The sequence below is a fragment of the Novosphingobium sp. genome, from assembly GCF_965214355.1.
GTDB lineage: Bacteria > Pseudomonadota > Alphaproteobacteria > Sphingomonadales > Sphingomonadaceae > Novosphingobium.
The window spans coordinates 939,566-964,355 of record NZ_CBDCBI010000002.1 but is presented as its reverse complement, the minus strand read 5'-3'; the positions used below and the strand labels follow the sequence as shown (position 1 = coordinate 964,355).

The 24,790-nt window shown below is 63.3% G+C and carries 24 protein-coding genes and 1 other RNA gene; 17 read left to right on the top strand and 8 right to left on the bottom strand.

All coding sequences use genetic code 11. From position 1 onward, the window contains the following. The first annotated feature begins 10 nt into the window (after positions 1-10). The 8 genes from pdxA to ACOOE2_RS05125 all read left to right on the top strand — a co-directional run bounded on the left by pdxA (position 11) and on the right by ACOOE2_RS05125 (position 7,731). Entirely contained in the window at positions 11-1,009 is a 999-nt protein-coding gene (pdxA, locus tag ACOOE2_RS05160) for a 4-hydroxythreonine-4-phosphate dehydrogenase PdxA (protein WP_420384563.1), read from the top strand. Further along, complete coding sequence (rsmA, locus tag ACOOE2_RS05155; RefSeq protein ID WP_420381948.1) at positions 1,006-1,830, top strand: 16S rRNA (adenine(1518)-N(6)/adenine(1519)-N(6))-dimethyltransferase RsmA; 825 nt, start codon at positions 1,006-1,008, stop codon at positions 1,828-1,830. Before pdxA ends, rsmA begins: the two co-directional genes overlap by 4 nt. Positions 1,831-1,984: 154 nt before the next feature. Continuing rightward, positions 1,985-2,284 (top strand): hypothetical protein, encoded by a 300-nt coding sequence (locus ACOOE2_RS05150; protein ID WP_420381947.1) that lies wholly within the window; start codon positions 1,985-1,987, stop codon positions 2,282-2,284. Between the two features lie 147 nt (positions 2,285-2,431). Continuing rightward, complete coding sequence (locus ACOOE2_RS05145) at positions 2,432-3,730, top strand: hypothetical protein (protein WP_420381946.1); 1,299 nt, start codon at positions 2,432-2,434, stop codon at positions 3,728-3,730. Between the two features lie 92 nt (positions 3,731-3,822). After that, positions 3,823-5,028: a hydrolase gene (locus ACOOE2_RS05140; RefSeq protein ID WP_420381945.1), complete on the top strand. Its 1,206-nt coding sequence runs from the start codon at positions 3,823-3,825 to the stop codon at positions 5,026-5,028. Further along, entirely contained in the window at positions 5,028-6,059 is a 1,032-nt protein-coding gene (locus tag ACOOE2_RS05135; protein ID WP_420381944.1) for an arginine N-succinyltransferase, read from the top strand. Before ACOOE2_RS05140 ends, ACOOE2_RS05135 begins: the two co-directional genes overlap by 1 nt. Before the next feature lies 1 nt (position 6,060). Beyond that, positions 6,061-7,296, top strand: coding sequence for an N-succinylarginine dihydrolase (locus ACOOE2_RS05130; RefSeq protein WP_420381943.1), 1,236 nt, complete (start codon positions 6,061-6,063; stop codon positions 7,294-7,296). Between the two features lie 153 nt (positions 7,297-7,449). Then, a complete protein-coding gene (locus ACOOE2_RS05125; RefSeq protein ID WP_420381942.1) occupies positions 7,450-7,731 on the top strand; it encodes a hypothetical protein in 282 nt (93 codons plus the stop codon). Positions 7,732-7,749: 18 nt separating this feature from the next. Here ACOOE2_RS05125 and ACOOE2_RS05120 read toward each other — a convergent pair whose 3' ends face one another. The 3 genes from ACOOE2_RS05120 to mscL all read right to left on the bottom strand — a co-directional run bounded on the left by ACOOE2_RS05120 (position 7,750) and on the right by mscL (position 9,545). Beyond that, positions 7,750-8,496: a glycosyltransferase gene (locus tag ACOOE2_RS05120; RefSeq protein WP_420381941.1), complete on the bottom strand. Its 747-nt coding sequence runs from the start codon at positions 8,494-8,496 to the stop codon at positions 7,750-7,752. Positions 8,497-8,647: 151 nt separating this feature from the next. Continuing rightward, positions 8,648-9,049, bottom strand: a transfer-messenger RNA (tmRNA) gene (gene ssrA / locus ACOOE2_RS05115). Positions 9,050-9,104: 55 nt separating this feature from the next. Next, complete coding sequence (mscL, locus tag ACOOE2_RS05110; protein ID WP_420381940.1) at positions 9,105-9,545, bottom strand: large conductance mechanosensitive channel protein MscL; 441 nt, start codon at positions 9,543-9,545, stop codon at positions 9,105-9,107. A 199-nt stretch (positions 9,546-9,744) separates the two neighbouring features. On the opposite strand from mscL, the gene ACOOE2_RS05105 reads away from it, so the two are divergent. The 6 genes from ACOOE2_RS05105 to ACOOE2_RS05080 all read left to right on the top strand — a co-directional run bounded on the left by ACOOE2_RS05105 (position 9,745) and on the right by ACOOE2_RS05080 (position 15,169). Then, positions 9,745-10,368 carry a LemA family protein gene (locus tag ACOOE2_RS05105; protein ID WP_420381939.1) on the top strand — a complete coding sequence of 208 codons (624 nt, stop codon included), beginning with the start codon at positions 9,745-9,747 and terminating at the stop codon, positions 10,366-10,368. Between the two features lie 26 nt (positions 10,369-10,394). Beyond that, the gene (locus ACOOE2_RS05100; RefSeq protein WP_420381938.1) at positions 10,395-11,180 is read left to right on the top strand and encodes a TPM domain-containing protein; all 786 of its coding nucleotides are present in this window, start codon (positions 10,395-10,397) and stop codon (positions 11,178-11,180) included. Between the two features lie 5 nt (positions 11,181-11,185). Then, the gene (locus tag ACOOE2_RS05095) at positions 11,186-11,884 is read left to right on the top strand and encodes a TPM domain-containing protein (protein ID WP_420381937.1); all 699 of its coding nucleotides are present in this window, start codon (positions 11,186-11,188) and stop codon (positions 11,882-11,884) included. Next, complete coding sequence (locus ACOOE2_RS05090) at positions 11,881-12,423, top strand: NUDIX hydrolase (protein ID WP_420381936.1); 543 nt, start codon at positions 11,881-11,883, stop codon at positions 12,421-12,423. Before ACOOE2_RS05095 ends, ACOOE2_RS05090 begins: the two co-directional genes overlap by 4 nt. Before the next feature lie 31 nt (positions 12,424-12,454). After that, a complete protein-coding gene (locus tag ACOOE2_RS05085; protein ID WP_420381935.1) occupies positions 12,455-13,237 on the top strand; it encodes an SDR family oxidoreductase in 783 nt (260 codons plus the stop codon). An 87-nt stretch (positions 13,238-13,324) separates the two neighbouring features. Beyond that, positions 13,325-15,169, top strand: coding sequence for a retroviral-like aspartic protease family protein (locus ACOOE2_RS05080; RefSeq protein ID WP_420381934.1), 1,845 nt, complete (start codon positions 13,325-13,327; stop codon positions 15,167-15,169). On the opposite strand, the gene ACOOE2_RS05075 is transcribed toward ACOOE2_RS05080, so the two are convergent. After that, entirely contained in the window at positions 15,163-16,275 is a 1,113-nt protein-coding gene (locus ACOOE2_RS05075; RefSeq protein ID WP_420381933.1) for an S-(hydroxymethyl)glutathione dehydrogenase/class III alcohol dehydrogenase, read from the bottom strand. The two genes, ACOOE2_RS05080 and ACOOE2_RS05075, sit on opposite strands and share 7 nt — an antisense overlap. A 149-nt stretch (positions 16,276-16,424) precedes the next feature. Between ACOOE2_RS05075 and ACOOE2_RS05070 the strand changes: the two genes are divergently transcribed. Together ACOOE2_RS05070 and ACOOE2_RS05065 are read left to right on the top strand one after the other, a co-directional pair. Further along, positions 16,425-16,826, top strand: coding sequence for a VOC family protein (locus ACOOE2_RS05070; protein ID WP_420381932.1), 402 nt, complete (start codon positions 16,425-16,427; stop codon positions 16,824-16,826). 92 nt (positions 16,827-16,918) lie between these two features. Further along, positions 16,919-17,830, top strand: coding sequence for a dienelactone hydrolase family protein (locus tag ACOOE2_RS05065; protein WP_420381931.1), 912 nt, complete (start codon positions 16,919-16,921; stop codon positions 17,828-17,830). A 127-nt stretch (positions 17,831-17,957) separates the two neighbouring features. Here ACOOE2_RS05065 and ACOOE2_RS05060 read toward each other — a convergent pair whose 3' ends face one another. From ACOOE2_RS05060 to ACOOE2_RS05050, 3 genes are all read right to left on the bottom strand, one after another. After that, positions 17,958-19,229, bottom strand: a complete 1,272-nt coding sequence (locus ACOOE2_RS05060) for an amidohydrolase family protein (protein WP_420381930.1) — start codon at positions 19,227-19,229, stop codon at positions 17,958-17,960. Beyond that, positions 19,217-20,071 (bottom strand): hypothetical protein, encoded by an 855-nt coding sequence (locus ACOOE2_RS05055; RefSeq protein WP_420381929.1) that lies wholly within the window; start codon positions 20,069-20,071, stop codon positions 19,217-19,219. Before ACOOE2_RS05055 ends, ACOOE2_RS05060 begins: the two co-directional genes overlap by 13 nt. A gap of 141 nt (positions 20,072-20,212) precedes the next feature. Then, positions 20,213-22,213: an alpha/beta hydrolase family protein gene (locus ACOOE2_RS05050; protein ID WP_420381928.1), complete on the bottom strand. Its 2,001-nt coding sequence runs from the start codon at positions 22,211-22,213 to the stop codon at positions 20,213-20,215. A gap of 277 nt (positions 22,214-22,490) precedes the next feature. Between ACOOE2_RS05050 and ACOOE2_RS05045 the strand changes: the two genes are divergently transcribed. Next, positions 22,491-23,642 carry an acyltransferase family protein gene (locus ACOOE2_RS05045; protein ID WP_420381927.1) on the top strand — a complete coding sequence of 384 codons (1,152 nt, stop codon included), beginning with the start codon at positions 22,491-22,493 and terminating at the stop codon, positions 23,640-23,642. Positions 23,643-23,905: 263 nt separating this feature from the next. Here the strand turns inward: ACOOE2_RS05045 and ACOOE2_RS05040 are convergent, their stop codons facing one another. Further along, positions 23,906-24,607, bottom strand: coding sequence for a PEPxxWA-CTERM sorting domain-containing protein (locus ACOOE2_RS05040; protein WP_420381926.1), 702 nt, complete (start codon positions 24,605-24,607; stop codon positions 23,906-23,908). Between the last annotated feature and the right edge of the window lie 183 nt (positions 24,608-24,790).

The window sequence follows — 24,790 nt, the reverse complement described above, 5'->3', positions numbered from 1 at the left end:
CACATTGCCCATGACCCCGGCGCCGATCGTCATCAGCATGGGCGATCCCGCCGGCGTCGGCCCCGAACTGGCCGCGGCAGCCTGGGCCCTGTCGGCGACGGCCGGCCTGCCGCCGTTCGCGATCGTCGGCTCGCGGCGCGTGATCGAACAGGCAGCGCTGCGACGCGGGATACACGCCGTCGTGACCGCCATCAGGGATACCGATGACGCGGCAGCCGTGTTCGACACGGCGATACCCGTTATCGATATTGGCGACGGCACTTATGCTCCCGGCGAACCCGATGACGCCGGCGCGGCCCTCGCTTTGGCAAGCCTGACGCACGCGACCGAACTGACCCGCACCGGCAAGGCAAGCGCGCTGGTCACCGGTCCGATCGCCAAAAGTCGCCTCGCGCACATCGGCTTCGATTATCCGGGACAAACCGAATTCGTCGGCGCTGCCTGCGGCGTCGCCGCGACCGACGCAGTGATGATGCTCGCCGGCCCGCATTTGCGCGTGGTGCCGGTCACTGTGCATGTCCCGCTCGGCGATGTGCCCGGCCTGCTGACCACGGACCTGATCGTGCGCCGCGCCAGGATCGCCGCCGCCGCGCTTGCCCGGGATTTCGGCCTTGCGGCCCCGCGTCTCGCCATAGCCGGGCTGAACCCCCACGCCGGTGAAGACGGGCGCATGGGCCATGAAGACATCGCGATAATCGCACCCGCCGTGGCCGCGCTGCGCGCCGCCGGCATCGACGCACGCGGGCCTTTGCCCGCCGATACGATGTTCCATGCGCAGGCGCGCGAGACGTACGACGTTGCGATCTGCATGTACCACGACCAGGCGCTGATCCCGATCAAGGTGCTCGATTTCGACGAAGGCGTAAACGTCACGCTCGGCCTGCCGATCGTCCGCACCAGCCCCGATCATGGCACCGCCTTCGGCATCGCGGGCACCGGCGCCGCGCGCCCCGGCGCGACAGTCGCAGCGATCGCCATGGCCGGGGCATGCGCCGCGCGCCGTGCATGACTGACCTCCCGCCCTTACGCGAAGTCGTCAACACATACGGCCTGCTCGCGCAAAAATCGCTCGGCCAGAATTTCCTGTTCGACGAACAGTTGCTGACCCGCATCGCCGCCGTGCCCGGAAAGCTGCGCGATACCGATGTGCTCGAAGTCGGCCCCGGCCCCGGCGGCCTGACGCGCGGCCTGCTGCGCGCGGGTGCTCGCGTCACCGCAATCGAAATGGACCGCCGCTGCCTGCCCGCGCTGGCCGACCTTGGCGAAGCCTTTCCCGGCCAATTGCGCGTGATCGAGGGCGACGCGTTGAAAATCGACCCCGCCACGCTGTTCGCCGGCGCGTATCACATCGTCGCCAACCTGCCCTACAATGTCGGCACCGCGCTGTTCACCGGCTGGCTGTCCGCTCCCGCCTGGCCCCCACCCTGGCAAAGCCTGACACTGATGTTTCAGCAGGAAGTCGCCGAACGCATCATCGCCAAAGCCAATGGCGACGCCTACGGCCGGCTCGCCGTGCTCAGTCAGTGGCGCGCGACCCCGCGCATCGCGATGAAAGTCCACCGCAGCGCCTTCACCCCGCCGCCCAAGGTCATGTCGGCGATCATCCACGTCGAACCGGCCGCGATGCCTGAAGGCGTAACCCCGCGCACGCTCGAACGCCTGACCGAAGCCGCCTTTGGCCAGCGCCGCAAAATGCTGCGCCAATCCCTCAAGGGCCTGCCCGGCGCGCTCCCCGCGCTTGAAGCGCTGGGGATCGACCCGTCCCGCCGCGCCGAAACCCTGGAAATCGCCGAATTCATCGCCATCGCAAAAGTGATGAGCACTCGATAACTGCCGGGAAGTCATCGCGCGGCTTGCGCGACCACACCACCCTCACCTCATCGTCTGCCCGGACCTGATCCGGGATTGTGCTTCTTCATTTTTGTGCCGAGCGCCCGCGCAGAATTCCGTTCCCAGGCCGCCCCGATCGTGCGATTATTCACAGATGTTTCGCCGCGCCCTGTCCGTGCTGATGATGCTTGCGCTGATGGCGTGCTTTGGTGCCATGCTGCCGTCACCTGCGCCAGCCGCGCCGATGACCACCCACCATGCCGGCTGCATGCATCATCACGCGCCCGACGCCACCTGCCACGACTGCCCGATCTGCGCCGGCGCCGATCTGCCCCGCTTCGCTGCGTGGAACACCCACGCACTGATGCCCCCGGCGCCGCAACGCGCACCCGCCAGCGTCACCGCACTGACCGGCATACACCCTGCGAGCCTGGACCGACCACCACGAGCATAGCGTTGATCGAACGCGCCGCCCCCACCCAACCGTCGTCCCGGACCTGATCCGGGACACCGCTTCTTGTCTGCCCTCGCGCGGACATGAGCGAGACGGGTAACGGCGCCTTGTCATCGCGATGCCGACCGGCCCAGATCTGGAAATTCCATGCCCCGTTTGACCCGACCTACTTTGGTCCGCGCGCTGCTGTGCGCTTTTGTCCCCACGCTCGCCCACGCCCAGCAGATGCCCGGCATGGACATGTCCCAAACCCCGAAAGACACCATGCCGGGCATGACCATGTCCTCGGGCACTCTCGGCGCCTATGCGATGACCCAGGACGCCTCGGGCACCGCCTGGCAACCCGCCAGCACCCCGATGCAGGGCCTGATGTGGTCGTCCGGCGGCTGGTCGGGCATGGGCCACGGCTACGCCGATCTGGTCTACGACCACCAGAGCGGCCCGCGCGGCGACGACAAGACTTTCTCCGAAAGCATGCTGATGGCCACTGCGCAGCACAGCGCCGGCCCCGGTACGCTGACGTTCAAGTCGATGCTCTCGCTCGATCCGGCGATGGGCCCCTACGGCTATCCGTTGCTGCTGCAAACCGGCGAAACGGGCAACGGCACCACCCCGCTGACCGACCGCCAGCACCCGCACAACCTGCTGATGGAACTGGCCGGCGTTTATGCGGTGCCGCTGGCGCCCGCATCCTCGGCATTCCTCTATGTCGGCTTTCCGGGCGAACCCGCGCTTGGCCCTGCCACCTTCATGCACCGCTTCTCCGCGCAGGACGATCCTGCCGCCCCGATCACGCACCACTGGCTCGATTCCACGCATATCACGTTCGGCGTGGTCACCGCCGGCGTCACGCATGGCCCGTTGAAAGTCGAAGCCTCGCTGTTCAACGGCCGCGAACCCGATCAGCACCGCTGGGGCTTTCAGCCGTTACGCCTCGATTCGTGGTCGACCCGCGTCACGCTGAACCCGACGCGCGACCTGTCGTTCCAGGTCAGCTACGGCCATCTGCACAGCCCCGAGCAGCTGACCCCGGATGTTAACCAGCGCCGCCTGACCGCATCGGGCACCTACAACCGTGCATTCACTGGCGGGAACTGGCAGACAACGCTTGCGTGGGGCCAGGACCGCGATAGCCCCGGCGACGGCGAACCGGGTGCAGTGCTGAATGCATGGCTGCTGGAATCCGCGCTGGCGATCGGGCCGCACACGATCTTCGCCCGCGCCGAAACCGTGCAGAAAAACGATCTGGTCACTGGCAGCAACGCCGCAGCCCAAGTGTCGGAAACAACGCTCGGCTATGTCTACGATATCCCCGTCGCCCGCCACGTCGCGCTTGGCCTGGGCATACAAGGCACGGTCAATTATGTGCCAGCACCGTTGCGCGCGGCTTATGGCGCCAGCGACCCCACTGGTGTGATGCCATTCCTCCGCCTGAAAATCCGCTGAAACGCTGTGCTTCTTGAACCCCTTCCCTGAAGGGGAGGGGTTTAAAAAGTGCGGAGGGTTCACCTTCCCGGTTGCCTGCGCTAAGCCGAACCATGACCGAGCTTTCCCCAACCGAACGCACGATGCTGGCCTCGATCGATGCCGCGCCGATGCTGGATCAGGTGCTCGCGTGGAGCGCAATCAACACCGGCACCCGCAATCTCGAAGGCCTCGCGCACCAGGCGCAAATATTGGCCACTGCTTTTGCCGCTCTGCCGGGCAACATCGCGCTGGAAAACGCCGCGCCGGTCGAAACCGTCGCGCCCGATGGACAAACGATCGCACAGGCGCATGGCCAGCACCTTGTGCTGCGCGTGCGGCCCCAGGCCAATCGCCGGCTCATCCTGACCGGGCACATGGACACGGTGTTCGCACCTGACCATGCCTTCCAGACCACCCACTGGCTTGATGACGAAACGCTGAACGGCCCGGGCGTCGCCGACATGAAAGGCGGTATCGCGGTCATGCTGTGCGCGCTGACCGCCTTCGAACGCAGCCCCGCGGCATCGGGCGTCGGTTACGACGTGCTGATCAATTCCGACGAGGAAACCGGCAGCCTGTCGTCGGCCCCCCTGATCGCGCAGCTTGCCGCGGGCAAAGCCGCCGCATTGACCTTCGAACCCAGCGCACTGCCCGATGGCACCCTGGCCGGCGCCCGCGCAGGCAGCGGCAATTACAGCGTCGTCATCCATGGCCGCTCGGCACACGCCGGGCGCAATCCGCACGACGGACGCAATGCCATCGTTGCGGCGGCCTGGCTCGTCCTGCGCCTGACGGAGCTCGCCGGACCCGAGATCACCATCAACCCTGCAAAGATCGAGGGAGGTTCGGCCAACAACGTTGTCCCCGACCTGGCGATCGTGCGGTTCAACATCCGCCCGCGCGGAGAGCCGGCGGCGGCGCAATTTGCCCGTGCCCTGCCCGATGCGGTTGCGCAGATGGCGCAGAAATACGATGTCCACGCGCATATCCACGGCGGAATTTCGCGCCCGCCAAAGCCGATGACGGAACCAGCCGAGCGCCTGTTCGAACTGGTACGCGACTGCGGCGCGTCGCTTGGCCAGACGATCGGCTGGCAATCGACCGGCGGGGTGTGCGATGGCAACAATATCGCGGCGTGCGGCGTGCCCGTGGTCGACACGATGGGCGTGCGCGGCGGCAAGATCCATTCGGCCGACGAGTTCCTGATCGTGCCGTCGCTGGGCGAACGCGCGCGGCTCGCGGCGCTGGTGCTGCACCGCTTTTCCGGGGGGGAATAATGACGTTTCGCATACGCGCGGCCAGGCCAGACGACCTGCAACACCTCTACGACATGGCCAAGCTGACCGGGGGCGGCTTCACCAATCTGCCCCCCGATCGCAAGGCGCTGTCGGCAAAGCTGGATCGTGCCGCCGCCAGCTACGCCGAGACCACGACCGGCACGGTCAAGGATGAGCTGTTCGTCCTCGTGCTCGAGGATGTGGCGACGGGCGACGTGCGCGGGACCGCGCAGATCTTTACCTGCGTCGGACAGCAGATGCCGTTCTACAGCTATCGTATCGCCACGCTGACCCAGCATTCAAAGGAACTGGGCCGGACGTTCCGCGCCGAGTTGCTCAATCTCGTCACCGATCTGGAAGGATCGAGCGAAGTCGGCGGGCTGTTCCTGCACCCCGGCGAACGCGCCGGCGGCCTTGGCATGTTGCTCGCGCGCAGCCGCTATCTGTTCATCGCGATGCACCGCGCGCGCTTTGCCGATCGCATCCTCGCCGAACTGCGCGGCATCATCGACGAGCGGGCCGGTTCGCCGTTCTGGGACGGCGTCGCCGGGCGGTTTTTCGGCATGAGCTTTCAGGAAGCGGACTATTTCAACGCGATCCACGGCCACCAGTTCATCGCCGACCTGATGCCCAAGCACCCGGTCTATATCGCGATGCTGCCCGAAGTCGCACGCCAGGTCATCGGCCTGCCCCACCCCACCGGCCGCGCAGCGATGCGCATGCTGGAGGAAGAAGGCTTTCACGCCGAAGGCTACATCGACATCTTCGACGGCGGCCCGACGATGACCGCGCGCACCGATCGCGTCCGCTCGATCGCGGGATCGCGCGCCGCGACGATCACCCGGATCCACGCGCCCGAAGGCCATGCCGCCCACACCCGCGCGTTGATCGCGACCGGTCAACTCGCCGATTTCCGCTGCGCCTACGGCGAAATCGCCCCCGAAGGCGCCGACGGCCTGGTGCTGGACCCGATTGCCGCGCAGGCCCTCGATGTCCGCGTCGGCGACACCGTCTGGCATGTGGCGCGCTGACATGCCGCTGGTAGAAATCAATTTCGACGGCCTGGTCGGCCCCAGCCACAATTACGCCGGCCTGAGCCTTGGCAACCTCGCCTCGGCCAGCCACGGCGGCGATCCGTCATACCCGCGCGCCGCCGCGCTGCAGGGTCTCGACAAGATGCGCCACAACCTGGCGCTCGGCCTGGCGCAGGGCTTCTTCGCCCCGCTGCCCCGCCCCGATCAGGCGTTTCTGGCCGCGCTCGGCGATCCGCAAACCAATCTGCGCGCCGCCGCCTGGTCGGCCAGTGCGATGTGGACCGCCAACGCCGCGACCGTCTCGCCCGCGCCCGATACCGCCGATGGCCGCTGCCACCTGACCGCGGCCAATCTGGTGACGATGCCGCACCGCTCGATCGAATGGACCGACACCGTGCGGCAGTTGCGCGTTGCCTTTGCCGACACCGCGCATTTTGCCGTGCACGATGCCGTGCCAGCGTGCTTCGGCGATGAGGGCGCGGCCAACCACATGCGCATGGCCGCGCACCACGGCGCGCCGGGTATCGAGCTGTTCGTCTATGGCAAACCCGGCGGCCCCTATCCCGCGCGCCAGCACGAACAGGCCAGCCGCGCGGTCGCGCGCCTGCACGGCCTGACGCGTGCGTTGTTCATCGAACAATCGCCGGACGCAATCGCCGCCGGCGCGTTCCACAACGATGTCGTCACCGTTGCCAACGAACGCGTGCTGTTCACCCACGAACAGGCCTTCGCCGATCCCGAAGGGACATACGCCGCAATCCGCGCCGCGCTGCCCGAGGCAGAGATCGTCGTCGTGCCCGCCAGCGCCATCAGCCTGACGGATGCGATAAAATCCTATCTGTTCAACGCGCAACTGCTGACGTTGCCGACCGGCGAAATGGCGCTTGTCATCCCCGGCGAGGCCTGGTCCATGCCGGCGGTGCGCGCGTACCTTGATGGGATGATCGCCTCGAACGGCCCGATCCGCCGCGTGCTGCCGGTCGATGTGCGCCAGTCGATGGCCAATGGCGGCGGCCCGGCCTGCCTGCGGCTGCGCGTCGTGGCCGATCCGGCGACGGTCGATCCCCGCTTTCTGCTCGATCCGGCACGGATCGCGCTGATTGCCGATGTGGTCGCGAAAACCTGGCCGGAACAGATCGACCCGGCAGACATTGGTAGGGAGAGCCTTGCAACGACCGTGCGCAACGCGCGCGCGGCGCTGTTGGAAGCCATGGAATTGCAAGGGGTTATATAACGAACTTTACACGCGGCGATTGTCGGGGCAGCTTACAGTTAACAAATGGTAAACGCTTGCGACTCCACTAAAACCGCGATTGGCACGGCGCTTGCGTGGACGTTATCGGGGTCGCGGCAAGGGGTTAACGCCTGTGCCCATGGATACGGAAATATGATGCGAAAGCTGGGTCGTCTGTTCCTGATCAAAAACCGGTTCGAGGCCTGTGCAATCATCTATGGGCTGGCGCTTGGCGCTGCCGAACGCGGCAAGCATTACCTTGACCAGTATCCCGGTTTTGGCGGCCACATGCTGTTTCTTGCGGCGCTGCTGGCCGTGTTCATGGGCGGCGCAAAGATCATGGATGCGCTGACATATGAGCGCAAGGCCCAGCTTGCGGTGGAGCGCCAGAACCTGCGTAAATCCCCCGTCATCCGCGATGACGCGGTTTGCTGAGATGGGTTTGGACGCGCGCTACCGCACGTCCAGATAATCGGTATGCGACGGCTTGCCGCGAAACATGATCGACAGGTAATTGACGAAATAGATCCCCGCGATCCGCGCAAAACCCTGCTTGGTCATTCGCCGGCCTGATGTCGGCATGACAAACGTGTTTGAAAACAGAACTTTGCCATGCTTTCTGGCGCGCTTGCCGATATCGACATCCTCGCCATAAAACTCGATCGAGCTGTCGAACCCGCCCATTTTTTCAAGCACATCGCGCCGGATCGCAAAATTGCCGCCGACCATCATGTACCCGGTCAACAGGTACAACGGCCGCGCGGCGACAAACCACCCGCTCGACATCGCGTTGCGAAATCCGCTCAGGTCGTAGAAACTGTACGGCCCCGACAGGCACGCCAGCCCGGGCCGCGCACCGAATTGTGCCACGATCTGCTCGATCCATCCCGCAGGTGGGCGCGTATCGGCATCGACATAGGCCAGGATGTCCCCGGTCGCGGTCAGAAACCCGCGCTGCCTTGCGCGGGTGATGCCCTTGACCGGCTCGGCCACATATTTGACACCCGGATAGCGCTCGACCACAGCGCGCGTGCCGTCGGTGCTGTTGTTGTCCACCACGATCACTTCCAGCGCCAGGCCGGCAACATGGAGCATCACCGCGTCGAGGCACGCAGGCAGGTACGCCTCCTCGTTGTAGGCGGGGATGATTACACTGATGGTCCGGATGGTCGGCGGTAAACTGCCGGGCGTGGTGGTCATGGCTGCGGCTCGTGCAACACTCTGCCTTTTTTCACCAGAACAGATTTGCAGGATTTGGATGGATAACCGGGCGGCCGGCCATTTGGCGCGGATGAATAATCGGTAACATACCGTTCCTGGTCCATGCCTGATACACAAATCCACCATGAAAGGTGGGGCGTTTCTGTTGCCGGGTACGCCCCCAACCCCTGGAATCCCTTCTGTTGCCCGGTGGGCCCGACCGCGCAATACGCCTTGTAAGATCAGGCCGTTAGGCCGTCAGATTACGCCGCGAGAGCGAGTGCTGAGTTATCGTTAGCACTTGTTGGTTTTGAGCCTTGAACGGGTTACTCAGCCCGGGCAAAAATAACGCTTTTCAATACACGTCGATCCTAGTTCGGCCCCGTCATCTGTTCCGTCATCACCACCCGAAGGTGACCTGGCGGAAAAGGTGGTGGAGCCGCCGGGTACCGCCCCCGGGTCCGCTGCATCTATTATGCGTCACAATTTATCACCATAGCCGGTCGAGACCGGCAACGATGCATATAGGGCGCCGTGCGGAAAAGGAAAGGGGGCAGGACTTTCGCCCCGCCCCCATCAGGATCCATCTGCCTTAGAGCCTGATGACATCAGGCGCGAGCGCGCAGCGAGTCGCGGATTTCGGCCAGCAGTTCGATCTGGGTCGGCCCGGCCGGCGCGGCCGGCGCCGCTTCAGGCTTTGGCATCGCCTTCGAAACCAGCTTCACCAGGATGAAGATCACGAACGCCATCAGCACGAAATTGATCACATTCGTCACAAAGTTGCCATAGCCGAACAGCGCCACACCCGCTGCCTTCAGCGCCGCATAATCGGTCAGCGACCCTTTGTACGTCGCCGGAATCGTGCCGAGCACGACGAACTTGTCGGAGAAATTGACCCCGCCCGTGGTCAGGCTGACAATCGGCATGATCAGGTCTTCGGTCAGCGATGTCACGATCTTGCCGAATGCCGCACCGATGATCACACCGACCGCCAGATCCATCACGTTGCCGCGCAAAATAAACGCCTTGAATTCACCAACTAGCGACATATCCCACCCCTTATCCTGATTAACGCCCTGGTTAATGGGCTGGTCCTGCCACCGGCACGCCGGCTCTGCAAGGCCATGCGCGCCGACCAACGGCATTCCGCTATCGACCGAGCGCGCTTGAACACGGACCGTACTGCGCTATCTACAGTGCCACGGAGTGCTGCATCAGGCGCTTCACCGGGGAAGAAAGTCTCAACTCATGGCCGCTCGTCTGTTCAGCCGTATCGCCCGTTTTGCGCTCGTTGCCGCCGCTGCGACCTCGCTTGCCGGATGCGGGGTCAATTCCATCCCTACCGCACAGGAAAACGCCAAGGCCAAATGGGCCGACGTGCAAAGCCAGTACCAGCGCCGGTCGGACCTGATCCCCAATCTGGTCGCCACGGTCAAAGGCTATGCCACGCACGAGGAAGACACGCTGACCAAAGTGACCGAAGCGCGCGCCAAGGCGACCTCGGTCCAGGTCACAGCCGACGATGTGTCCGATCCGGACAAGATGGCCAAGTTCGAAAAGGCCCAGGGCGAACTGTCGCAGGGCCTCGGCCGCCTGCTCGCCACGACCGAAGCCTATCCCCAGCTGAAAGCCAACGAGAGCTTCCTGGCGCTGCAAAGCCAGCTGGAAGGCACCGAAAACCGCATCAACATCGCGCGGACGGATTACAACGAGGCAGTGCGTCAGTACAACGTGACGATCCGCACGTTCCCCGCGGTGCTCGCCGCCAACGTCATCTACGGTTCGAAGCCGATGGTGCCGTTCACCGCGACGACGCCGGGCGCCGAAACCGCACCCGCAGTCAGCTTTGACACGCCGGCAGCCAAGAAGTGACCAAACGCGGCGCATGGCCCCGCGCCATGCAACGGTTTGTGGCGGTGATCGCCGCGATGGTCATCGCCATCGCGGTGCCCGCCATGGCGGCAACGCCGGCGTATCCTGCGCTGACCGGCCGGGTGGTCGACGATGCGCATATCCTGCAACCCGCCGAAGTTGCCGCACTAACCGCAAAGCTGGCGAATTTCGAAACCCAGTCGCAGCGGCAGATCGTCGTGGCCACCGTGCCAAGCCTTGGCGGAAGCGAGATCGAGGAATACGCCAACGGCCTGTTCCGCACCTGGGGCGTGGGGGACAAGCAACGCAATGACGGCCTGTTGCTGCTGATTGCGCCGACCGAACACAAAGTGCGGATCGAAGTCGGCAACGGCCTGCAGGGGATCATGACCGACGCCTTGTCGAGCGTCATCATCCGCCACGATCTGGCCCCGCATTTCAAGGCCGGCGATTATGCCGGCGGCATCAACGCCGCCACCGACGAACTGATCGCGCAGTTGAAGCTGCCCGATGATCAGGCCCGCGCTGTCGCTGCCAAAGCCGGCGATCAGGTCCGGCGCGAGGCGCAACCGCATTTCGACGGCGGCACTGTCGTGTTCCTGATCATCTTTGCGCTGTTTTTCGTGCTGCCATTCATCCGCTCGATGATGGGCGGCGGTCGGCGCTACGGCGGCGGCGTGTCGGTTTTCCCGATGTTCCTTGGCGGTTTCGGCGGGGGCTTTGGCGGCGGTGGCGGCGGATCGGACAGTGGCGGCGGATTTTCCGGCGGCGGCGGAACGTCCGACGGCGGCGGCGCATCGGGCGGATGGTAAGCGGCATGACACAAACCACCCCGATCCTGTCAACCTCCGACTCGCAAAAGATCGCGGCGGCGGTCAGCGCGGCAGAGGCGCATGCCAATGCCGAAATCGTCACCGTCGTGACCCGCCAGTCTGACAGCTATGCCGATGTCGCGCTGGTGTGGTCCGCCCTGATCGCCGCGCTGGCGCTGGTCGCGCTTGCGCTTTGGACGGGTTTCGCCCTTGCGTTCGTCGATAGCCTGCTCGGCCTGTGGGCCCATCACTGGAACCCGCACGAGATCCTGAAACTCGCCCTGCTGGCCGCCACGATCAAATTTGCAGTCACATGGTTGATCCTGCACTGGCGCCCGTTGCGCCTGCTGCTGACCCCCGGTCGCATCAAATCGGCGCGCACCCGCGCGCGCGCCAATATCGCCTTCCGCCTCGCCGCGCAAAACCGCACGGCGGGCGCGACAGGCGTCGTCATCTATCTGTCGCTCGCCGAACGCCGCGCCGAAATCGTCGCCGATGCCGCAATCGCGGCCAAAGTCGCACCCGAAGTGTGGGGCGATGCGATGCACACCATGCTCGCCCATTTCCGCGAAACCCGCGTCGCCGACGGCATGGTCGCAGGCGTCGCGCAAGTCGGCGCGATCCTGGCCGAACATTTCCCGCGCGACATGCGCAACGCCAAAGAGCTTGGCAACGAACTGCCCGACGGACCCATCGAACTATGAGCCTTGAAGACGAATACGCGCAACCCGAACAGGTCCACTGGCAGGGCAAGTTTCTGGCGATGAAAACGCGCGGACGCTGGGAATACGTCAGCCGCACGCGCAATATCCGCGCCGCCGTCATCCTGGCGATCGACGACGGCCATGTCATCCTGGTCGAACAGTTCCGCGTTGCGCTCGGCCGCCGCACGATCGAATTGCCCGCCGGCCTGGTCGGCGATCACGACGATGATGCCGACGAAGAGGCGATCACCGCCGCCGCGCGCGAGCTGGAGGAAGAAACCGGCTACCGCGCGGGGACCATCGAAGCCGTCGGCGAATTCTACTCCTCGCCCGGCATGGTGACAGAGGCCTTTACGCTGTTCCATGCGACCGAGCTTGAAAAAATCGGTGAAGGCGGCGGCGTGGGCGACGAAGCGATCACCGTTCACCGCGTTGCCATCGCCGCAATCGAGCCTTTTATCGCGGCCAGACGCGCGCAAGGTTTCGGCATCGACACAAGACTCTTGCTGTTCCTCGGCCCGCGCCTCATAACCGTTTAATCCAACGGTTAAATAAAAACGGAGCGGGATGATGGCAGGCAGGGTTGCGGGCAAGAAAGCCCTCGTCACAGGCGCAGCACAAGGCCTGGGTGCAGCGCATGCCCACACCCTGGCGCGCGAAGGCGCGCGCGTGCTGCTGACCGATATCAACGCCGACAAAGTCGCCGAACAAGCCGCCGGGATCAATGCCGAATTCGGCGCCGGAACCGCGTTTGCGCTGGCGCACGACGTGACCAGCCCCGACGACTGGGACCGCGCGATCGAACACGCGGCGCAGCATCTGGGCGGCCTGTCGGTGCTGGTCAACAACGCCGGCGTCGGCGTACGCGGCAATATCGAAACCTGCACGCTGGAGGAATGGCATCGCGGCTTTGCCATCAATGTCGACAGCGTATTCCTCGGCTGCCAGAAAGCGCTGCCCTTGATGAAGGAGCATCAGCCCGGATCGATCATCAACATCAGTTCGATCGCCGGCCTGATCGCGTCGGACACGATGCCCGGCTATAACGCCAGCAAGGCGGCGGTGTGGATGCTGTCGAAATCGGTTGCGCTGTATTGCGCCAAGCGCGGCTGGAACATCCGCAGCAATTCGATCCACCCGACATTTGTCGACACCCCGATCCTCGACGGCATGAGCGCCAATTCCGCGCACAGCAAAGAGGTGATCATGACCAAGCTGGCGCGCCAGATCCCGCTGAACCGTGTCGGCGTGCCGCAGGAAATTGCCAACGGCGTGCTGTTCCTCGCCAGCGACGAATCCAGTTTCATGACCGGCGCCGAACTCAAGCTGGACGGCGGCATTTCGGCGATGTGATCGCCGCCGGCGTGTCAATCGCCACCGATGCGGGGCGATCGCACCAAGTCCCTTGCCGGACGCCGGGTTCCCCGGCAGATTGCCATGATGACATCGCCTTTCGCCCGCCGCGCCATGGTCGCCTTCCTGCTCTGCACCGCATGGGTTCGCCCGGCGTGGGCGGATGACAAGTGCAAGATCACGCAGATCGCACGCTTCCCCGTGACGATGGAGGGGCCGCGCGCGACGGTCCCGGTCAAGATCAATGGCAAGGACACCCGGCTGTGGCTGGATAGCGGCGCATTCTTCAGCTTCATGTCCGGGGCGAAAGCCGCCGAACTGGGCCTGCCCACCGAACTTTTGCCACCCGGTTTTTTTGTCTCCGGCATCGGGGGCTCGTTTACCCCGAAATTGGCAACGGTTCGCGATTTCGGCATTCTCGGTATAGTATTGCACAACACCCAGTTCATCGTTGGCGGCAGCGATGCGGGCAACGGTTTTCTCGGCGCGAACTTCCTTGGCGTCTATGACACCGAATTCGACCTGGCCAACGGCGGGGTCAACATGTTCAAGGAAAACGGCTGCGGCCACTACAGCCTGGCCTTCTGGGCCAAAGGCATGAGCGTCGGCGAGGCGCGCCTGCTGCCACCCGATAACCAGTACGACCACCATATCTACGTGGAAGTGCTGATCAACGGTCATGCGTTGCGCGCCGTACTCGACACCGGCGCGCCGCATTCGATCGTCTATCGCCATGCGGCGCAGCGTGCGGACATCGATCTTGCGTCACCAAAGGTGGTGGCGTCGATGCGCATGAGCGGCCTTGGCTCAAAATCCCGGCAAAGCTGGATCGCGCGCACCCAGTTGATTTCGATCGGGGGGGAGGAAATCCGCAACAGTCCGATCCGGATCATCGACGATGGCGGCTTCAGTGCCGAAGACATGCTGCTCGGGGTCGACTTTCTGATGTCGCACCACGTGCTGGTCTCGCAAGTGCAGCGCAGGATGTTCCTGACCTACAACGGCGGAGCCATCTTCTCGGTGACGACCGATGGCGAGATCGGGCATATGGAAACCCGTGCGGAAAATATGGGCGCTGCGCAAACCGCAACCGAGCCCATCACCGCCGACACCTTCGCCGGCCGCGCATCGGGCAGATTGACCCGCGAAGATTTCGCCGGTGCGATCGCGGATTATTCCGCGGCGATCCGGCTTGCGCCGACGCGCACGGACCTTCTGGCCGGCCGGGCCGCGGCCTATGCCCGCGCCGGAAAAACCGATCTTGCCGCCAGGGACATCGACGCTGCGCTGGTCATCGCGCCTGCCGATGGTCGCCTGCTGACCCGGCGCGCCTCGATGAAGCTGTCGCAGGGCGACCGCGCGGGGGCCCTGCAGGACACCGACCTGGCAGCGGCGGCAACGGCCAAGGGGTCGCTGGCTACGCTTCCCGTTGTCCGCCTGTATCAACAACTGGGCAAGCCCGAACGTGGCCTGGCCCTGATCGACCCGGTTATCGCGCTGCACCGCGATGATTCGCGCCTGGTCGAATTGCTGAACACCCGGGCGTGGAACCGCGCGCTCGCCAATGTCGATCTCGACCTCGCGCTGAAAGACTGCGACAATGCGATCCGCCGCGCGGGGCCCGACCCTTCACTGCTCGACACGCGCGCCCTGGTTCAGCTGCGGCGCAAGGCGTTTGCCGCCGCCATCGCCGACGCGACCACCGCGCTGGACAAAAGGCCCAAGATGCCAACAACGCTGTTTTTCCGGGGGCTGGCGCGCCTTGCAACAGGCGATCAATCCGGCGGAGCGGCAGACGTGGCCGCGTCGCGCGCGATCCGGCCCCAGATCGACAGCCTGTTTGCCGATTATGGCCTGACCGCGCCGGGCGCTCCAAAAACCATCCCCGCCCAGCCGCAAAAGCCGGACGGGGATGACGAAGCCGATCAGTAGACGATAACGCTGCGGATCGATTTGCCCGCGTGCATCAGTTCGAACGCGGTGTTGATGTCTTCCAGCCCCATCACGTGGGTGATCATCGGGTCGATTTCGATCTTGCCGGTCATGTACATGTCGACGATCTTGGGCACGTCGGTACGGCCCTTGGCGCCGCCGAACGCCGTGCCGCGCCAGTTGCGCCCCGTGACCAGCTGGAACGGGCGCGTCGCGATTTCGCGGCCCGCCTCGGCCACGCCGATGATGATGCTGGTGCCCCAGCCGCGATGGCAGGCTTCGAGCGCGGTGCGCATCACTTCGGTATTGCCCGTCGCATCGAACGTGTAATCGGCGCCACCGTCAGTCATTTCGACGATTTTCGCGATGGTTTCCTCGCGGCTCAGCCCCTTGGAATTGAGGAAGTCGGTCATGCCGAACTTGCGGCCCCATTCCTCGCGATCGGGATTGAGATCGACGCCGATGATCTTGCCGGCCCCTGCCAGGCGCGCGCCCTGGATCACGTTCAGGCCGATCCCGCCCAGACCGAACACCACGACATTGTCACCCACCTGCACCTTTGCCGTGTTGATCACGGCGCCAACGCCGGTGGTCACGCCGCAACCGATGTAGCAGCTCGACTGGAACGGCGCGTCCTTGCGGATCTTTGCCAGCGCGATTTCGGGCAGCACGGTGAAGTTCGAAAACGTCGAGCAGCCCATGTAGTGAAAGATCGGCTGACCCTTGTAGGAAAAGCGCGTGGTGCCATCCGGCATCAGGCCCTTGCCTTGGGTCGCGCGGATCGCGGTGCACAAGTTGGTCTTGCCCGACAGGCAGCTTTTGCACTGGCGGCATTCGGGCGTGTAGAGCGGAATGACATGATCGCCCGGCACCAGGCTGGTCACGCCCGCGCCCACTTCGCGCACGATGCCCGCGCCTTCATGGCCCAGGATCGAGGGAAAAATGCCTTCGCTGTCCAGTCCGTCGAGCGTGTACGCATCGGTGTGGCAAACCCCTGTGGCCATGATTTCCACAAGCACTTCGCCCGCGCGCGGCCCTTCGAGATCGACCTCGACGATTTCCAGCGGCTTTTTGGCTTCGAACGCGACAGCGGCGCGGGTTTTCATCGGATGGTCTCCCAAAGACAGGAACATGATCGCGGCTCCATATAACCGCCACAGGCCCGAGGCAATCGCCAGCGCCCAGCCCAACAAATTCTGATGGCCGCCTTTTTTGCATGCGGCTATGCTTGCCCCGGAATTGCAGGAGAACGCGTGTGCAGGTCGACCGGCTGGATCATGTCAACATCATCACCGATCGGCTGGACGATACGGCACAGTTCTATGCGACGCTGCTCGGGCTGGAACGCCGCGACGCTCCACCCCCGCTGACGCCGCAAAACGCGCAATGGATGCATGATGCCAAAGGCCAGGCGATCCTGCACATCAATGCCACCGATTGCCCGCGCACATTCGACCGCCCGGTCGAGCCTGGCGCCATGACCGGCGCGATCCACCATATCGCGCTGACGTGCAGCGGCCGCGCCGAAGTGATGGAGCTGATCGCCGCAATGGGCCTGACGGTCCAGACGAATGCGATCGCCGCGATCGGGCTGACCCAGGTGTTCACGACCGACCCGAACAACGTGCTGCTGGAGCTCAATTTCTTCGGCGACTGATGTCATCTTCGGGCAGGCGCCTTGCCTTCGGTTGCGCCGCGCCTATCGTGTGCCCCGACGCCTCCCCCGGCGTGTAGAGATGGAGCCCCGTCATGTGCGATGATCTGACCGAAGCCGACAACACGACATTCCTGGCCCGCCTGGCCCAGGCCAACCGCCCGATCGACCGCCGGCGCTTTGCCGTGCTCGGTGCGGGCGCCGTCACGATGGCCAGCGTACCGGGCTGCATCGCCAGGATCGCCGATCAGGCCCCGGCCATGCCGGTCAGCGGGCATGCCGTCGCGATCACCACGCCCGACGGCGTGACCGATGCGTGGTTCGTCACCCCGACCACCGGCAAGCACCCGGCGGTCATCATGTGGCCCGATATCGCAGGCCTGCGCGATGCCTACAAGACGATGGCCGCGCGGCTCGCCGGCGCGGGCTATGCCGTGCTGGTGGTCAACCAGTATTATCGCGGCGCCAAGGCGCCCGTGCTCGAATCGCTCTCCGCATGGCGCACACCCGAGGGTCAGGAAAAGCTGAAACCCCTGATTGCGACGATCACGCCCGCCGGCATCGCCAGCGACGCTGCCGCCTATGTGCCCTGGCTCGACAGCCAGCCCCAAGTCGATACCGCGCGCAAGATCGCCACCTCGGGCTATTGCATGGGCGGACCTTATACCGTGCGCACCGCGGCGGCCATGCCCGGCCGGATCGGCGCAGCCGCCTCGTTCCACGGCGCCGGGCTGGTCGATCCCAAGGCGGGCGCGGACAGCCCGCACCTGCTGATCGCAAAAACGAAGGCCGCGTTCCTGTTCGCCATCGCGCAGAACGACGATGCCACCATGCCCGAAGCCAAAACCATGCTGAAAGCCGCCGCCACTGCCGCGGGGCGTCCGGCCGAAGTCGAAGTCTACCCCGCCCAGCACGGCTGGTGCACGATCGACGCCCCCGTCTACGACGAAGCGCAAGCCGAAAAAGCCTGGAGCCGCATGCTGGCGCTGTTCAAAACCAACCTGTAACTTCCCCCCTCCCCTTCAGGGGAGGGGCCGGGGGTGGGGCCTCTCGGCTACAACCCTCATTCGCATAAGCGTCGGCGAATGGTGAGAGGCCCCACCCCAACCCCTCCCCTGAAGGGGAGGGGCTTGCTCACTTCACCACGTCGCCGCCCTTCATCACATGCGCGACATGCTCCAGCACGGTCACATCGCGCGTCGGGTCGCCCGCAACCGCGATCATGTCGCCATAATGCCCCGGCGACAGCGCGCCGACGTCTTTTTCCCACCCCAGCATCTGCGCCGAAACCACAGTCGCTGCCCGGATGGCGCCCATCGGCGTCATCCCCCATTGCACCATGTATTTGAACTGCCGCGCGTTCAGCCCGTGGGGATAGACCCCCGCGTCGGTGCCGAACGACAGCTTGACCCCGGCATGCACCGCCTTTTGGAACCCCTGCCGCTGCGCCAGCGTCGTCTGGGTGTTCTTGCGCATGTAATCGTCAGGATAATGGTCGCGCCGCCCGATTTCGTCGGTCCAGTCGCCGTTGTAGACATCCATGTCGAGATACACGCCGCGTGCCTTGGCCATGGCAATGCCCTCATCATCGATCAGGCTGGCGTGTTCGATCCCGCGCACCCCGGCGCGGATCGCGGCCTTGATGCCCGCCGCGCCATGCGCATGCGCCGTGACCCAGGATCCGCGCGCGCGTGCCACCTCGACCGCGGCGCGCATTTCATCCTCGGACAATTCCTGCTGGCCCGCGTCGGTGCCGATCGCAAACACCGCGCCCGTGGCGATCAGCTTGATCGAATCCGCGCCGTGCTGGAACAGGTAATTGACTTTCAGCGTCACGTCGGCGGGGCTGGTGACGACGCCCATGCGCATCTCGGCCGGCACCTGCACATCGGGCGCAAACCCGGTGACTTCGCCGCCGCCGCCGGGCGTCGTGATATAGGCGCCGACCGCCGCCATGCGCGGCCCGATCACATCGCCGCGATTGATCGCGTTGCGCAATTCGACATCGGCAAACGCACGGTAACAGCCGACATCGTGCACCGAGGTAAACCCGGCCATCAGCGTGGTGCGCGCATTGGCCGCGCCCATATACGCCACTTCGAACGCCGAATGCAGCAACGGCTCGGCCGGATTGCTGGTCTCGGGCGTATCCGCCAGATGCACATGCATGTCGATCAACCCGGGCAGCACGGTAAACGCGGACCAGTCGACCACATGCGCGCCCGCCGGCACCGGCCCGTCGGGCATGATCGCCGCCACGCGCCCGTCCTCGATACGCAGCAGCCGTGCGACTTCGACCGTGCCGTTTTCCGGATCGACCAGATGCCCGGCGCGGACATAGACCGTTTCGGCCTGCGCGATGCCAGCGCCCGACACCATCAGCGCCGCGATGATCAGTTTGCGCATAGTGATCGCACCTCTCCATTGCGTACTTTGACGCCCAGCGCACAATGCGCGCGCAGCACCGCGCCAAGCTGCACTTCTTCGTGGACCACACCGGCATGGCCGACAAGGTCATCATCGCGATGCCCGCCAAACCAGCCACGCGGCGGCGGCGAGTGCCCGAACCCGATCGCCACATCGGCAAATTGATCCACCCGCACGACGATCCGGTAATGCGCCTGGGTGTTGCGCGCGGCGCCCACCAGCCCGCCCGCACAATTGACAGCGCCGGCGGGCACCAGATGCCGCGCCGCCTGTTGCGCCTGCGCCGGTGACGTGCCCGGCCCGCAGGCCACGACCGCGCTTTGCGCCACCACGCGCCAGCCGATGCCGCCTGTGCCATGCCGCGCCGCCGGATCATCGAACAGCCCCGGCGCATGGCTCATTTCGGCCACATCGCCGATCGGCGTGGCATCGCCCAGCGCCAGACGGGCGATACTAAAATCGGGTCGGCTGAAATCGGGTCGGCTGAAATCGGGTCGATCTTGTGGCCCGCCGGCGCCGGGCAGCGCGACATCGTACACCAGATCAAACGTGTGCCGCCCATCGGCCACCCGGCCAAGATCGCGGACATACAGCGCCGCCACCGGATTTTCGGCCGGATGAACCGGCGGCATGTGCCTGCCGCCGAACGCCAGATGCAGCACCAGCGCAACCAGCGCCAACGCACCCAGCACCACCAGCCAACCAAACGAAGCCGCAACCCGCTCGAACACCGCCGGCATCGCCACGAGAAATTCGCGCAACGCCGCGGCCCGGACCACCTTGTCCGCTTTCCGGTCCGTTTTCTTGTCCTTGCCGCTCACTCGAACCTCGCCCGCAAACGCCAATCTTACGCGCCACCCTAACCACACCCTCATTCCGGGGGCAAAGTTGGTGGCTGTGCATGGCGACCATTGCCCAATGCGGCCCGCGCGGTCGAGACATTCCTGCGCCTATCGGCGACATCACTCCGCCGGGTTGTATTTCGCCAGAAATGCGTCGAGCTTGTCGAGCCACAACTGTTCGTTGGCGGCCTTGGTAAAACCGTGGCCCTCATCGGCGATCGCATAGAATTCATGGGGCTTGCCCGCCGCCGTCAGCGCGTCGGCATACAGCTTGCTCTGCTTGAACGGCACGCGCGTATCGGCGTCGCCATGCGCGATCAGCACCGGAACTTTCAGCCGGTCGATCGCATAGAGCGGAGACACGGTTTTAAGATCGAACGTCTTGTCCCCCTGCAACTGCGCGCGCCAGTTTTCGCGATGGCGCGTCCCCTCGAACCGGCCCGAATACTTCAGCCATTTGGGTACATCGCTGATCCCGGCAAAGCTGGCGGCGCAGCGATACCGCTCGGGATTGCGCGTCGCCGCCCACAGCGCGGCATATCCGCCATACGAACTGCCGACCACGCACACGCGCTTGGCATCGACGGTCCCTTGCGCGGCCAGCCAGTCCATGCCGTCATCCAGATCATCCTGCATCCCCCGGCCCCACTGGCCTTTGGCGGAATCTTCGAATTCCTTGCCAAAACTGCCCGATCCGCGAAATTCGGGCTGCAGCACCGCGTAGCCGCGGTTGGCGAAAAACTGCACCTCTTCGTCGAAATCCCCTTCATCGCGCACCCCGAACGGCCCGCCATGGGGGTGGATGATCAGAGGCAGCCCCTTGGCCGCGCGGCCCGGCGGCAATGTCAGATAACCGGACAACGGCCGTCCATCGCGCGCCTTGTACTGCACATATTTCGAATGCGCGAGATTGCCGGGCGACAGGTGCTCGTTGACCGTGGCGATGCGGTGCATGACGCCCTGGTCCTGCTGATACAGGTAATAGGCGCCCGGATCGAACGAGCTGCCCATGCTCACCATCAGCGAGCTGTAGTCCTTGCTGTGCGAAATGACCCAGGCCTGATGGTCGGCGCCGACCGCGGCGTCGAGATCGCTCTGGACTTTGGCGAGCTTGTCGTCGAACCAGTGCACGCGGGTGCGATCGTCGGTAAACTGGGCGGAAACCAGGCTCTGGCCGTTGTCGTTGACCGTCGCTTCGTCGACATCGCTGCCGGGCGCTGCATACACCAGCTTGCCGCGCACATGCTTGGCAAAATCGTATTCATAGACCGCCCAATAGGGATTTTCGGATGCGCGCGCGAGCATGAACCCCTTGTCGCTGCCTTGGGTCAGGCGCAGGACGCCATCGACGGCATTGCCATCCTCCTTGTCGTCATTGCCCTTGAACACGACCTTGAACCGGTCCGTGGCGTTGCTGCGATAGACCATTTGCCAGTTGTGCGCATCGGTATACCCAAAGCCATAGCGCGTTACTCCGCTGCCATCGGCATACCAGTCCCAGATGTCGGGCATCGAATTCAACACATGGATCGAATGGTTTTTGGCGATATCCATGCTCCACACCGAAGGCGTATCGTAAACCGTCTCCTGAAACGCCATCAGCAGCGTCTTGCCCTCGGGATCCACCCACAAGACATCATCACCTTTTGGCCCCGCAATATGGTTGTCGAGCCTGTGCATGGTCTTGGTATCAAGGTCATAGGCCATCAGCCGCGTGGCGAAAGCATCGTCGTTGTACCAGGGTATCGTCTCGCCGATGCAGAAGATCAGCGTCTTTGACCCGGCCCAGAAATACCGGACCAGATCGGTTTTCTTCGGCAAACCGAGGACTTTGGACGACCCCTTTTCAAACAGACCGGTGATCACCAGGGTTTCCGCCCCGTTGACCATATACCGCCCCGCCAGATGCTGGCCATCGGGCGACAGCACCGGCCGGGAAAACAACGGCCGCACCGAAAAGTCGGCCGTCGAAATACGCGGCGGCCTGGCTTTCGTGTCCACGGCCGATGCAGCGGCCACGACCGGTGCCATGGGATCGGCGGCGGCAAGCACCGGACGCCCCAACGTCAGCCCCAGACAAACACCGACCGCAACGCGCAGCCACCCCCGATACCCGATCATGCGTATGGATTCCCCCCCCCCAGGCGAAAGCCGGAATGCGCGGCTTTCGTCAGCAAGATTGTGAGCCTTGGCGCCGGTCCATGGCAAGCTGAAACTACGCCGTAATTCGCTCCAGACTGGCAGGCTGGGTTGGACGGCAAGCGGTGTACCGAGCAATCAATCGCAATTTGTTCGTTTACGGGTAATGCTTGGTACTCGACTGCTTTCGCCCCAGTTCCGGACATTCTCCGTGTCCCACCCCTTGCGGACATTAGCCATTCATAACATGGTGTACTCCATGGAACCTCAGACCGCAAAAAGTAGCGACATTCCGCGCTTGATAGAAGAAGTGCCTCTCTGCAACTCTTCTTCCCGGCCTGACACGTTGGTCATTGGCGCGAACCCCGAAAGTGCAAAGCTCGCTTCCTTTCCTGCGTTTGACTGGCTTCGCATCGTACTCGCTTCCGTGGTCGTGCTTGGCCACGAAGGGGTGACGTTTCCGGGTCCGATCGATGGGCAGCTCGCTGTGGAAGTGTTCTTTGCTCTTAGCGGCTGGCTAATTGGCGGAATTCTTCTTGAAACAGACCGTGCCGAACTGCCTCGGTTCTTTTTCAATAGGGCAACCCGGATTTGGATTCCTTACGCTGCTGCTGTTGCGTTGCTTTACGGATTTGCAGCTGTCTACGAAGGCGTAGACATGTTCTGGGTGAAGTATCTGTTTTTCGATACGACCTTCACGCACCAAATTTTCACACACTTCCCGCGCGCGGGCCACGAAATGCCGCTTGCCGGTTCAGGCAATCAATTTTGGAGTATCTCGGTTGAGGAGCAATTCTATCTTGTAGCTCCCATTGTGATACTGCTGCCATTTGGGCGCAAAATATTGCCCTGGGTTGCAATCGCTGTGCTTCTACTTGTCGGCGGGGTTTTAGGAACACCAATCGCATTTGGCGTAATTGCGGCCATCCTGAAACGTAGTTTCGGTGATTGGCAGATAAAACCACGAACGCGGATGGCAGTCGCTGCAGTAACGTTGGCAATATTTGGTATATTGTTTATGCATGATGACTCAGGACTGAGGGCTTTATTTGCAATTGGCCTGGTGTTGACCTTGGCGGTGCCGGGTAAGCGCAACACAATTCCAGTATTTTTGGGGGGAATTTCGTACCCAGTATACCTTAATCACTGGGTTGGTGCTTTTGTAGCTCACGGAGTTACGCGACACTTGGTGCACGCCTCAGAAGGGAATCCTGCATCGAATGCACTATATGTAGCTATAGCTTACCCCTTTTCGCTTATTATTGGCGCGATCGCATACTTTTTGATTGACCGTCAGGTTCTAGCGCGCCGCCAGTTCTGGTTTAAACCTCGTCGAGGTATCCTGTGTGGCGCAACAGCATATATCTTAGTGATCTCAGGTTTAATTGGCGGCGCGTTAATCGCCTGGTGAAACCACGGTGGGTGACGCAATATATCTATTCCGGGTCGGACCTCTAAAGACGATCAAGCAAGGTCCGCTAACCACCCACTTTTCGACACAGCAACGCGTGCGGTCGTTCCCTGACTGCTGACCGGCGACTTCAGCTTGATCTGCGCCAGGACCCGACATTCCGTAAACGCCCCAAAATCGGTCGTTCAAGGGCCGTTGGATACACCGCTCAAAACAAGAAACAGCAAAGCCGCCAGCTTCCAGCTGGCGGCCGTCTGTCTGTATTAAACAGCGTAGGACACTGTTGTCGTTATGCTCCGACGACGACGCATCGTGAAACCGATCGCACCCATTCCAAGGATCATCATTGCCCACGTCGCTGGCTCAGGGACGGCGCCAGCGGCGGAGGTCGACACCGAAAGGTGGTTTGGGTAAAGATTTCCAATGGCGTCCGATACGTTACCGCCCGAGTTGTTGTCGATAAACGAAACATTGGCGATCTGATTTAAAGACAATGCACTGCTAAAGGATTGGCTGACTGTTGTCGGCAATCCGTTTCCAGTGATATCTACGTAGAAGGAGTTGTCAACTGAGCGGTTTACTTTATCATTTGACAAAACCTGATAGTCTCCCTGTGTATAAAGTGAGCTGAAGTTACTACCGATAGTTGAGAAAGTATGACCGTTTATCGTCAATGTTGCAGCGACGGCGTAAGGTGGGCTACCGCCGAATATACTATTTGACGAAACACCTGTATTCGTTTGAGGCCCAAAAAAGTTTACAGCCGAAGTATCGGTGTAAAACGTTTCTACGAAGTCTTTATTTAACAGGTTCTCTCCGGTGCCAAAGCCGAAAACATTCGCATTATCATGAATGTTTTCGCTATTGCCCGTCAGGGTTGTCGTAATGATGGTAGCCGATGCCGGCGCAGTGGTTACGATAGAGGCGCCCACGAGAATACGAGTTATGAAGGTTGGTAGGGTCATAAATGTCTCCGGCTGTCCGTGGCCGAGCATTTTTGTCGGCCTCTCATGCCCGGAGGTTTAACCAGCAGTTAATGACCCCTCGATGACATCGGGCAAATGAGCAGATCGGTAAAAGCTGACGGACGGCTCACCACCACCTTCCGCCATTAACCGATACACACTTGAAAACGCACAATCACAAAA

Coding starts and splice junctions, on each gene's coding strand:
- ACOOE2_RS05130 (WP_420381943.1), top strand. CDS start 6,061: ATGCCGCTGGTAGAAATCAATTTCGACGGCCTGGTCGGCCCCAGCCAC.
- ACOOE2_RS05140 (WP_420381945.1), top strand. CDS start 3,823: ATGACCGAGCTTTCCCCAACCGAACGCACGATGCTGGCCTCGATCGAT.
- ACOOE2_RS05120 (WP_420381941.1), bottom strand. CDS start 8,496: ATGACCACCACGCCCGGCAGTTTACCGCCGACCATCCGGACCATCAGT.
- ACOOE2_RS05065 (WP_420381931.1), top strand. CDS start 16,919: ATGTGCGATGATCTGACCGAAGCCGACAACACGACATTCCTGGCCCGC.
- ACOOE2_RS05105 (WP_420381939.1), top strand. CDS start 9,745: ATGGCCGCTCGTCTGTTCAGCCGTATCGCCCGTTTTGCGCTCGTTGCC.
- ACOOE2_RS05125 (WP_420381942.1), top strand. CDS start 7,450: ATGATGCGAAAGCTGGGTCGTCTGTTCCTGATCAAAAACCGGTTCGAG.
- rsmA (WP_420381948.1), top strand. CDS start 1,006: ATGACTGACCTCCCGCCCTTACGCGAAGTCGTCAACACATACGGCCTG.
- ACOOE2_RS05040 (WP_420381926.1), bottom strand. CDS start 24,607: ATGACCCTACCAACCTTCATAACTCGTATTCTCGTGGGCGCCTCTATC.
- ACOOE2_RS05100 (WP_420381938.1), top strand. CDS start 10,395: ATGCAACGGTTTGTGGCGGTGATCGCCGCGATGGTCATCGCCATCGCG.
- ACOOE2_RS05145 (WP_420381946.1), top strand. CDS start 2,432: ATGCCCCGTTTGACCCGACCTACTTTGGTCCGCGCGCTGCTGTGCGCT.
- ACOOE2_RS05085 (WP_420381935.1), top strand. CDS start 12,455: ATGGCAGGCAGGGTTGCGGGCAAGAAAGCCCTCGTCACAGGCGCAGCA.
- ACOOE2_RS05050 (WP_420381928.1), bottom strand. CDS start 22,213: ATGATCGGGTATCGGGGGTGGCTGCGCGTTGCGGTCGGTGTTTGTCTG.
- ACOOE2_RS05135 (WP_420381944.1), top strand. CDS start 5,028: ATGACGTTTCGCATACGCGCGGCCAGGCCAGACGACCTGCAACACCTC.
- mscL (WP_420381940.1), bottom strand. CDS start 9,545: ATGTCGCTAGTTGGTGAATTCAAGGCGTTTATTTTGCGCGGCAACGTG.
- pdxA (WP_420384563.1), top strand. CDS start 11: ATGACCCCGGCGCCGATCGTCATCAGCATGGGCGATCCCGCCGGCGTC.
- ACOOE2_RS05045 (WP_420381927.1), top strand. CDS start 22,491: ATGGAACCTCAGACCGCAAAAAGTAGCGACATTCCGCGCTTGATAGAA.
- ACOOE2_RS05150 (WP_420381947.1), top strand. CDS start 1,985: ATGTTTCGCCGCGCCCTGTCCGTGCTGATGATGCTTGCGCTGATGGCG.
- ACOOE2_RS05080 (WP_420381934.1), top strand. CDS start 13,325: ATGACATCGCCTTTCGCCCGCCGCGCCATGGTCGCCTTCCTGCTCTGC.
- ACOOE2_RS05095 (WP_420381937.1), top strand. CDS start 11,186: ATGACACAAACCACCCCGATCCTGTCAACCTCCGACTCGCAAAAGATC.
- ACOOE2_RS05090 (WP_420381936.1), top strand. CDS start 11,881: ATGAGCCTTGAAGACGAATACGCGCAACCCGAACAGGTCCACTGGCAG.
- ACOOE2_RS05075 (WP_420381933.1), bottom strand. CDS start 16,275: ATGAAAACCCGCGCCGCTGTCGCGTTCGAAGCCAAAAAGCCGCTGGAA.
- ACOOE2_RS05060 (WP_420381930.1), bottom strand. CDS start 19,229: ATGCGCAAACTGATCATCGCGGCGCTGATGGTGTCGGGCGCTGGCATC.